We start from the raw sequence: 7,813 nt of genomic DNA, 5'->3' as shown, positions 1-7,813 counted from the left end.
CGCCGCCGCTGCGCAGGGCGATGACATGGCCCGCGTCGACGCCGTCGACCAGCGCCGGACCGCCGGCGCCGCCCAGCGTCACGGTCGCGCGACCGATCGTGTCGGTGGTGACGCTCACGTCGGCGATCGCGCTCATCTGCTCCAGCAGCTGGTCGCGCTGGTCGGCGAGCTGCGCCGCGCCCGCGGTGCCGGCGGGCGTGCGGCCGAGCCCGTCATTCACCTTGGCGAGCGCCTGACCCAGCGTGTCGAGCGTCGCGGTCGCCTGACGCGCGGTGGCGTCCAGCTCGGTCATCCCCGCGTCGAGCGCTTGGCCGGTGGTCGTGAACGCGGCGGCCAGGCTCTTCGCGTCCTCCAGCATCACCGCGCGCTGGGGCTGTGAGGTCGGATCGGCGGCGAGCGTCTGCGCGCCCACGAAGAAGGCGGTGAGCCGGTCGCCGAGGCCGGCGCCGGTCAGCGACGATTGCACGCGGTCGAGCCAGACCGAGCCGGCCTCCGTCCGCGCCAGATCTGCGCCGGCCGAGCGCACCGCGGCGGCGCGGAAGCCATCGGCCGCGCGCGCGACGCCGCCGACGACCACGCCGTTGCCCGCGACGATCTTGCCCGCGATGCCGCTGACCGAGACGACTTCCGACAGCCCGACCGAGCGTTTGGCATAGCCGGCAGCGCCCGTGTTAGCGATGTTCTCGCCCGTCACGGTCAGCGCGCTCTGATAGGCGCGGACGCCCGAAGCGCCGATGGAGAGCAGATCGCTCATGCCGGCGGCTCTGACGCGGCCGGGTTAACATCGGGTTGCCGGCGGCTGAGAAAATCGGTCATCGCCTTGCCGATGCCGAGCGGCTGGTGCTGCGCCATGGCCTGCGCGACGCGGGCATCCTGCATCTCGCTGAACGTGTCGATCGCCTTGCTGTCGAACAGCGGGTCGGCGAGCTTGGCCTGACGCATGCTCTTGAGCATCAGCCCCGTGAAGGTCGCCTCGAATTGCTCGCCGGCCTTTTTGAGGTTCTCGGGGCTCTGTTGCCGGGCAAGGCCCGCGCCGATGCCCGTGGCACCGTTGATGGAGGGCAGGGTCATAGCACGATCAGCTCCGCCTTGAGCGCGCCCGCTTCCTTGAGCGCTTCGAGAATGGCGACCAGGTCCGCCGGCGACGCGCCGATCGCGTTCACCGCCTTGACCACGTCGGCGAGCCTGGGGCCGGGGGCGAGCAGGAACATCGGCCGCTTCTCCTCGTCGACCGACACGCCCGAATGTTGTTCCAGCGCGGTCTGGCCGCCGCTGAGCGGCCCCGGCTGGACGACGCGCTGCTGCTCGTCGATGCGCACGGTCAGCTTGCCGTGCGTGACGGCGGCGGGGCCGACGCGCACCGCCGCGTTGATGACCACGGTGCCGGTGCGCGCGTTGACGATCACCTTGGCGGACGGCTCCGCGGCGGTGACGTCCAGATTCTCGATCCGCGCCATCTGCGTCGCGCGCGTCTGCGCGCCGGGCGCCGCGCGGATCGCCACCGACACCGCGTCGATCGCCTCCGCTGCGCCCGGATACACCTTGTTGATCGCGCCCGCGACGTTCTGCGCGGTGGTCCAGTCGGCGCGCTGGAGATCGAAGGTCAGCGTCGGCGCGGTGTCGAACCCGGTCGCTACCGTGCGTTCGACGGTGGCGCCGTCGGGGATGCGGCCGGTCGACGGAATGTTGATCACGATCCGGGAGCCGTCGGCGCCATCGGCGCCGAGCCCGCCGACCGCGAGATTGCCCTGCGCCATCGCATAGACCTGGCCGTCGGCCCCCAGCAGCGGAGTGAGGATCAGCGAGCCGCCGCGCAGCGACTTGGCCTTGCCCATCGACGCGACGGTGATGTCCAGCCGCTGGCCGGGCTTGGCGAACGGCGGCAGCTCGGCGGTGATGAGCACCACGGCGGCGTTCTTCATCCCCGGATTGACGCCGGGCGGCAGCTGCAGCCCGAACCGGCTGGCGACCGCCTTGAGGCTCTGCACCGTATATTCCAGATTGTCGTCGCCGGTGCCGGGCAGGCCGACCACGACGCCATAGCCGGTCAGCTGGTTCGCGCGGATGCCCTGGAACGCGCCCAGATCCTTGATCCGATCGGCCGACGCGGGCGTCGCCAGGGTGAGCGCGGTGAGGAGGGCGAGGAGGAGCCCGCCGCTCCCGTCACCCCCGCGACCGCGGGGGCCCATCGCCCGCGCGAGACGCCGGGCGAACCGGGCGAGATGGGACCCCGCTTGCGCGGGGATGACGAGGATGGGACGGGTCATGCGCTGGGTCCTGCACCGGCGATGATTAAGGCGGAGCTAACCATCTAGAACGGGCTCACCACCTGGAAAAACCGGCTGAGCCACCCCTGCCGGCTCGCGCGGGCGACGTCGCCGCGTCCGGTATAGGCGATCTGCGCGTCAGCGACGCGGGTGGAGGGCACGCGGTTGTCGCGATCGACGTCCGCCAGCCGCACGAGGCCCCGGATCTGGACGAACTCGTCGCCCCGGTTGAGCGTCACGCGCTTCTGGCCCTGCACCAGCATCGTGCCGTTGCCATAGACCTGCGCGACCGTGACCGAGACCTCGCCCGACAGCGAGTTGGCCTGATCCGCCGTGCCCGCGCCGTTGAAGCCGCGCTTGCCGCTCGCGGCCACGTCGCTCCCGTTGAACAGATGCAGCGGCCCGCTGCTCGGCGGCGTCAGCCCGAACGAGCCCGAAGAATCGAGCTTGGACGTGGCGGACTTCGACGCCGCCGTCTTCTCTACGAGGACGATGGTGAGCGGATCGCCGACGCGGCGCGCGCGCCAGCCCTCGTAGAGCGCCGCATAGCCGTCGCCCGTCTGGAAGATCGCGCCGTTCGCCGGTGGCGCGGACGGCGCGGGCGAGGCCGGCATCGTCGCGGTGAAGTCGGGCGGCGCGGCGTGCTTCTTCGCGTCCGCCGGCACGGCGGCGAGCGCGACGGCGGCGAGCAGGAAGGAAACGCGCGCCATCAGACGTTCTGGTTGACGTATTTGAGCATGTCGTCGGTCGCCTGGATCATCTTGGAATTGACCTCGTACGCGCGCTGCGTCTCGATCATGTCGACCAGCTCCTCCACGACATTGACGTTGGAGGCTTCCAGCATGCCCTGTCGCACGCGGCCGCGCCCGTCGTCGCCCGGCACGCCCAGATTGGCGGCGCCGGACGCGGTGGTCTCGACCAGGTAATTGTCGCCCTTGTTCTCCAGCCCCGCGGCGTTGGGAAAGCTCGCCACCTGGATCTGCCCGATCTGCTGCGCGCCGTCCTGGCCCGCGACGGTGGCGGACACGGTGCCGTCCTGGCCGATGGTGATGTTGGTGGCGCCCTGCGGCACGGTGATGCCGGGCTGGACCTGATAGCCCTCGCTCGTCACCAGCAATCCCTCGGGCGAGCGCGAGAAATTACCCGCGCGCGTATAGCCCAGCTGGCCACCCGGCATCTGCACCTGGAAATACCCGTCGCCGTCCAGCGCCAGGTCCAGGCTGTTGCCCGTCGTCTGCATCGACCCCTGCGTGTCGGTCCGCGCCGTGCCCTGCACCCGCACGCCCGTGCCGAGATTGAGGCCGGTCGCATATTTGCTCTCCGACGAGCTCGCCGCGCCGGCGGCGGTGACGACCTGATAGGCGAGCGTCTCGAACGCGGCGCGGTCACGCTTGAACCCCGTCGTGTTGACGTTGGCGAGGTTGTTGGAGATCACCCGCATGCGCATGTCCTGGGCATCGAGCCCGGTGCGCGCGATGTGCATGGCGGCGCTGCTCATTGGCGTTCCTTAGCGGTAGACCGTTCGTCCCGAGCAAAGTCGAGGGACGCGGTGGTGCCTCGACTTCGCTCGGCACGAACGGGCGTGGGGTTCAGCATCTCGATCACGACGGCAGGCGCATCAGCGATGCGCCGCTTTCGTCCATGTCCTTGGCGGACTTCATCAGCCCGGCCGTCATCTCGTAGGAGCGCTGGTTCTCGATCATGTCGACCAGCGCCTGCGTCATGTCGACGTTCGACCCTTCCAGCGCGCCGGACTGGACGGTCGCGTCCTCGTCGGCGGGCAGCGTGCCGCCGCCGCGCACGCGCAGCAGGTTATCAAGGCCCTTGGCCGTGTCCGAGCCCTTGGCGCTGACCAGCTTGAGCCGGTCGACCACCTGCGGCTCGCCGCCGGCGGACGGCACGACCGATACCTGGCCGTCGGCAGCGATCGTCAGGCTCTTGTACGGCGGCAGCGTGATCGGGCCGGACTGGCCCTGCACGATGAAGCCGTCGCCCGTCTGCAGCACGCCGGACGGCGCCACTTCCAGGTCGCCGCGCCGCGTATAGGCCTCCGATCCGTCCGCCGCCTGCACGGTCAGCCACGCGTCGCGGCCGACGAGCGCCACGTCGAGCGGTCGCCCGGTCTGCCCGATCGCGCCGGGGGTGCGGTCGGCATCCGTCACTTCTTCGCCGGCGGGCGCGCGCGCCTCCAGCTGCGTGCCGCCGCCCTTGAGCAGCACCTGGTCGAAGACGACGCGATCGGCGCGAAAGCCGGTGGTGGAGGCGTTCGCCATGTTGTTGGCGATCGCCGCCTGCGCCGCCATGCGCGCGCGCAGGCCGGTGGCCGCAGTGTAGACGAGCTTGTCCATTCAGGCTTGCTCCTCGTCGACGGGCCTCTGCCCCGTTCGTGCTGAGCTAAGTCGAAGGGCAGGTTGGGCCCATGCCCTTCGACTTCGCTCAGCACGAACGGAACGGGAGCGCCGCCGCATCACCCGGCTCACGAGCGGATGTTGAAGATGGTCTGCGAGATCTGGCTCGCGGTATCGAGCGCCTTGGCATTGGCCTGGAAATCGCGTTGCGCGGCGATCAGGTCGACCAGCTCCTCGGTGATGTCGACATTAGAGCGTTCGATCGTGCCGCTCATCAGATTGCCGTTGCCGCCCGAGCCGGCGGCGCCCAGCTTGGCGTCGCCCGAGATGCCGGTCGGCGACCAATAGCTGTTGCCGAGCTGGCGCAGGCCGGTCGGGTTGGCGAAGTTGGCGAGCGTCACCTGGCCGATCGCCTGCGTGTCGCCGTTGGAGAAGCTCGCCTTGACGACGCCCTTCTGGTCCACGGTGACGCCCTGGATCTGGCCCACCGCCTTGCCGTCCTGCCCGCGCGCGCCGACGTTGAACGGCTGCGCGGTCTGCGTCGTGTCGGGGCCGAAGGTGAAGGAGAATTGCTGCGCCGTCGTCGAGCCCGCCGTGGTGAAGGGATCGAAGCTGACGGTGCCCGGCGTCGGGTTGGCGGCGCCGGTCGGGTCGAACTTCAGCGTGATCGTGTCGGTGCCGCCCGCCGTCAGCTGCTTGTCGCCGACGAAGGAGAAGACCGACCATTGGCTGCCGTTCGCGGTCGCGGTGTCGCGGCGGAAATAGTTGGTCAGCGTCTGCGGATTGCCGTCCGAATTGTACACGGTGGTCTGCGTCGACTGATTATAGCTGGTCGGATCGAACCGGTCGAACGTCGTCGTGGCCGGCACCGCCGAATTGGCGTTGAGGTTGGCCGACATGGTGACGGCGGTGGTCGCCTGCGCCTTGCCGCTGGTGGCGGGGAGACGCAGCGACGTCGCCGAGTCGATGCCGGTCGCGACCACCGCGCCCGAGCCATCCACCGGGAACACCTGCAGATGCGCGCCCTGCGCGTCGACGACATAGCGGTCGGCGTCGACCTGAAAGCCGCCGTTGCGTGTGAAGTTGACCTTTGACGAGTCCATGTCGGGCTTGACCGCGAAGAAGCCGTCGCCGGAGATGGCGAGGTCGAGCGTGTTCGCCGACTGGATCAGGTTACCCTGGCCGAACTGCTGGATGTTACCCTTCACCACCGTGCCCGAGCCGACCATCTGCGTCGGCGACAGCGAGACCGACGACGCGATGACATCCGCGAACTCGGTGCGGCTCTTCTTGAAGCCGTTGGTGCCGACGTTCGCCAGATTGTGCGCGATCGTCGACATTTCGGTCTGCGACGCCTGCAGGCCGGAGAGCGAGGTGTAGAAGGACATCGGGGTTACTCCTGAAGGGGGATCAGCCGACCTGGCGGACGGCGGTGACGGGGACCGTGCCGAGGCCCGGCAACGTGAGCACGGCGGATCCCGATGCGGTGGAGACGCTCTCGACGGGCGCCCAGACGAGGTTGGTGGCGGTGACCGCCTTGCCGTTGTCGGCGGCGGTGATGCTGACGGTGAACGGGCCGGTGCCGGCGTCGGCGCCGCTCGCGTCCTTGCCGCTCCAGTCGTAGCCGACCGTGCCGGCGGTGTGCGCGCCGAGCTTCTCGGCATGGACGATCTGGCCCGACGCGTCGCTGATCGTCAGGTTGACCTCCGAGGCGGCGTCGCCCAGCTCGACCGCGCCGGCGAGACCACCCGTCGTCCGGCCATAGGCGGTGTCGCCCGCCGTCAGCACCGTCTTGCCGACATAGGCGAGCGCGTCGGCGGTGCTGGTCGCGCCCAGCTTGGTCGAGATCGCCTTCAGCGTCGTCGACATGTCCGAGATGCCGGCCAGTGACGAGAACTGCGCCATCTGCGCCACCATCTGCGTGTTGTCGACGGGGCTGAACGGATCCTGGTTCTGCATCTGCGCGGTCATCAGCTTCAGGAAGTCCGCTTGGCCCAGCGTCGTGTTGGCCGTGCTGGCGGCGGCGACGCTGGGGCCGGTGGCGGAGCGCGTGATGCCGAGCCCGGCGAGCGTGGTGTCAAAGGCGGACGTGCTGGTCATGATCTATCGGCCCATCTTGAGGGTGTCGACGACCAGCTGCTTCGCCGTCTGCATCACCTCGACATTGTTCTGGTAGGCGCGCGCGGTCTCCATCATGTCGACCAGCTCGCGGCTCTCGTCCACGGCCGCCTCGAAGACGTTGCCGTCCTTATCCGCCTGCGGGTTGGCGGGATCGTAGCGCTTGGTCGGCGCATCGCCGGCCTGGACGATCTTCTCGACATCCACCGTCGCCAGCCCGGAGGCCCGGTCGATCTGCGTGCGGAACACCGGCTTCATCGTCTTGTACGCGGTCTCGGCCGAGTTCGTGACGGCGCCGGCATTGGCGAGGTTGGACGCGGTGGTGTTCATCCGCACCAGCTGCGCGGTCATCGCGCGGCCGGCGACCTGGAAGACGGTGAGCGGCTGACCGGACATGCCTTACTCCCCCTTCAGCGCGCGGGTGATCTGGCCGATGCGACCGTTCAGGAACGACAGCGTCGTCTGATACTGGACCGCGTTCTCGGCGAAGGCGGTCTGTTCGGCCGATAGCTCCACCGTGTTGCCATCCATCGAGGTCTGCGTCGGCACGCGATACTTGGTCGCGGCTTCGGTGCCGTCGACGCCTGTTTCGGCGGTGGCGAGCGCCTGGCCGAAATCGATATCGCGCGCCTTGAAGCCAGGCGTAGAGGCGTTGGCGATGTTGGACGCGAGCACGCCCATGCGCGCCTGGCGAACCTCCAGCGCGGCGCCGTGCACCCCGAACAATGTCTCCGCGGCCATTGGCCAGCTCTCCGCACCGGGATTGGTGTCGCGGCGGGATAAGCAACGGGCGTGCCAAGTGCGGTCGGGTAGGCGGCGGCTCGCCGCTTGAAGGGGCGGAACGAGAAGAAGGGCAAGCGCGGCGGCAGGAAATTGCCGGCATCGCCGGGCGCGGGTTGCCGGGTGCCCCACCGGGCATCCATCTTGGTAAAACTGGCCCGATCCTTGCGTGGCGTCGCGCGATGCAGCTCGCGACCTTCCTCGATCCCGCCGCCCTCGCCATCGTCGGGGGCGGCACCGTGATCGCCACGGTGCTCCGCACACCCGCGCGCGACCTCGGCCGCGCGCTCGCCGCGCTGC

Annotated in this window: 10 protein-coding genes; all 10 read right to left on the bottom strand. The window is 69.6% G+C overall.

The annotated features are described in order from the left end of the window. Positions 1 to 754: FlgK family flagellar hook-associated protein (locus HUU95_RS03900; RefSeq protein WP_438827197.1), on the bottom strand; the 754-nt coding region annotated here is incomplete at its 3' end. Continuing rightward, positions 751 to 1,071, bottom strand: a complete 321-nt coding sequence (locus tag HUU95_RS03895) for a rod-binding protein (protein ID WP_174278906.1) — start codon at positions 1,069 to 1,071, stop codon at positions 751 to 753. The genes HUU95_RS03895 and HUU95_RS03900, both read right to left, overlap by 4 nt. Then, a complete protein-coding gene (locus tag HUU95_RS03890) occupies positions 1,068 to 2,189 on the bottom strand; it encodes a flagellar basal body P-ring protein FlgI (protein ID WP_254602604.1) in 1,122 nt (373 codons plus the stop codon). The genes HUU95_RS03895 and HUU95_RS03890 overlap by 4 nt, the downstream gene beginning before the upstream one ends. 122 nt (positions 2,190 to 2,311) lie before the next feature. Next, positions 2,312 to 2,977 (bottom strand): flagellar basal body L-ring protein FlgH, encoded by a 666-nt coding sequence (locus HUU95_RS03885; RefSeq protein WP_174278904.1) that lies wholly within the window; start codon positions 2,975 to 2,977, stop codon positions 2,312 to 2,314. Beyond that, complete coding sequence (flgG, locus tag HUU95_RS03880; protein WP_174278903.1) at positions 2,977 to 3,765, bottom strand: flagellar basal-body rod protein FlgG; 789 nt, start codon at positions 3,763 to 3,765, stop codon at positions 2,977 to 2,979. The genes HUU95_RS03885 and flgG overlap by 1 nt, the downstream gene beginning before the upstream one ends. A 103-nt stretch (positions 3,766 to 3,868) precedes the next feature. Beyond that, positions 3,869 to 4,615 (bottom strand): flagellar basal body rod protein FlgF, encoded by a 747-nt coding sequence (locus tag HUU95_RS03875; RefSeq protein WP_174278902.1) that lies wholly within the window; start codon positions 4,613 to 4,615, stop codon positions 3,869 to 3,871. Positions 4,616 to 4,743: 128 nt separating this feature from the next. Next, on the bottom strand, positions 4,744 to 6,003 hold the full coding sequence (locus HUU95_RS03870; RefSeq protein WP_174278901.1) for a flagellar hook protein FlgE: 1,260 nt from the start codon (positions 6,001 to 6,003) through the stop codon (positions 4,744 to 4,746). A 22-nt stretch (positions 6,004 to 6,025) separates the two neighbouring features. Continuing rightward, on the bottom strand, positions 6,026 to 6,715 hold the full coding sequence (locus HUU95_RS03865; RefSeq protein ID WP_174278900.1) for a flagellar hook assembly protein FlgD: 690 nt from the start codon (positions 6,713 to 6,715) through the stop codon (positions 6,026 to 6,028). A gap of 3 nt (positions 6,716 to 6,718) precedes the next feature. After that, entirely contained in the window at positions 6,719 to 7,129 is a 411-nt protein-coding gene (gene flgC / locus HUU95_RS03860) for a flagellar basal body rod protein FlgC (RefSeq protein ID WP_174278899.1), read from the bottom strand. Positions 7,130 to 7,132: 3 nt separating this feature from the next. After that, a complete protein-coding gene (locus HUU95_RS03855) occupies positions 7,133 to 7,474 on the bottom strand; it encodes a flagellar basal body rod protein FlgB (protein WP_174278898.1) in 342 nt (113 codons plus the stop codon). Positions 7,475 to 7,813 lie beyond the last annotated feature (339 nt).

Source organism: Sphingomonas bacterium (assembly GCF_903643065.1).
Taxonomy (GTDB): Bacteria; Pseudomonadota; Alphaproteobacteria; order Sphingomonadales; family Sphingomonadaceae; genus Sphingomonas.
The sequence above is the reverse complement of the archived record's forward strand: the minus strand, read 5'-3'. Positions and strand labels throughout refer to the sequence as shown.